This is a genomic window from Oleiphilus sp. HI0066, assembly GCF_001635725.1.
In genome coordinates this window covers 1-1,316 of record NZ_LWFH01001162.1, presented here as the reverse complement: position 1 = coordinate 1,316, position 1,316 = coordinate 1, and the positions used below count along the sequence as shown (strand labels likewise).

Here is a 1,316-nt window from a genome sequence, read left to right as displayed (position 1 = left end):
TCGCAGTCTGGCAAAGGCAGCACCTTCACCATCCGATTACCACTCACACTAGCAATTCTTGATGGACAACTCATCCGAGTTGGCAGCGATGTCTTTATTTTCCCTCTGGTCTCAATTGTTGAGTCTATTCAGTCTTATGATCAAATGATTCATCGTGTTTCATCAGGCTGTGAGGTCTTGCGCTTGCGGGATGAATACGTACCAATTGTGCGCCTTTGGGATATCTTCAGCATTAAGCCTGATTCAGAAAAGCTTGAAGATGGTCTGCTTGTCGTCGTTGAGGGTGACAACATGAAAATTGCCGTACTCGTCGATGACTTACTAGCTCAGCAACAGGTGGTGATCAAAAGTCTTCAGGAAAACTATCGTTCTGTCGATGGAATTTCTGGTGCCACTATTTTGGGGGGATGGCACTGTCTCACTAATTCTTGATATTGGCGGCTTGATAAAATTGTCTGGCGTGAGTCGAGACGAATACAAGAAACACGTCAACGAAGATGACTCGGCTGCGGCCTAGGGCGAGATAAGGAGAGCAGTAATGGCTAAGCAAACAGAAATTGAAGCTCCAAACAATGATGATGGCATTCATGCGCAGGCAGAATTGGCTGAGCAATATTTGACCTTCTATATGAAGGAAGAAGAATTTGGCGTCAATATATTATCTGTTCAAGAAATTCGTGGCTGGGAGGCTGTTACGCGCATTCCCAATTCACCAGGCCATGTTTTGGGCGTTATGAACTTGCGTGGGACTGTTGTTCCTGTGATTGACCTGCGTATGAGCTTTGGCTTGACCGATTTAACGTACGACGATGCGACTGTCGTCATTATTTTGAATGTCGAATGTTCTAACTCAAATAAAGTGATGGGAGTGGTCGTCGACGCCGTGTCAGATGTTCATAACTTCTCTGACAAAGATATTCAGCCCGCACCCGAGTTAAGTAACAAAGCCCAAGGTCAGTACGTCAAAGGTTTGGGCAGTACAGAAGAACATATGGTCATTTTGTTAGATCTAAACGAAGGCCTCATTCAAGATCAAAAGGCATTGCTAAGTATTCACTGATTCAAAGGGACGAGAGCACGTGGGAGCCAACGCGAAAAAGATTGATCGCGAATTCTTCATGTCAGAGAAAGATTTTTCTGAGATCAGTAAACTTGCTTATTCTTATACAGGTATCGTTCTGGGTGACCATAAACAAGACATGGTTTATGGCCGTCTCGCTCGTCGGATGCGGGAACTTAACCTAAGTGAGTTTGGAGAGTATTGCGAAATTATTCGCAATCCAAAGCATCCAGAAGTCAGTTTATTTATCAACGCA

The 1,316-nt window shown here is 44.4% G+C and carries 2 protein-coding genes and 1 pseudogene; all 3 read left to right on the top strand.

Features of this window, described 5'->3' with window-relative positions:
* On the top strand, positions 1 to 432 hold a 432-nt coding region (locus A3738_RS15495), incomplete at its 5' end, for a chemotaxis protein CheW (RefSeq protein WP_231876668.1).
* 106 nt (positions 433 to 538) lie between these two features.
* Positions 539 to 1,060 carry a chemotaxis protein CheW gene (locus A3738_RS15490; RefSeq protein WP_068480014.1) on the top strand — a complete coding sequence of 174 codons (522 nt, stop codon included), beginning with the start codon at positions 539 to 541 and terminating at the stop codon, positions 1,058 to 1,060.
* A 19-nt stretch (positions 1,061 to 1,079) separates the two neighbouring features.
* Positions 1,080 to 1,316, top strand: a pseudogene (locus tag A3738_RS15485) (chemotaxis protein CheR); the annotation flags it as partial.

Coding starts and splice junctions, on each gene's coding strand:
- A3738_RS15490 (WP_068480014.1), top strand. CDS start 539: ATGGCTAAGCAAACAGAAATTGAAGCTCCAAACAATGATGATGGCATT.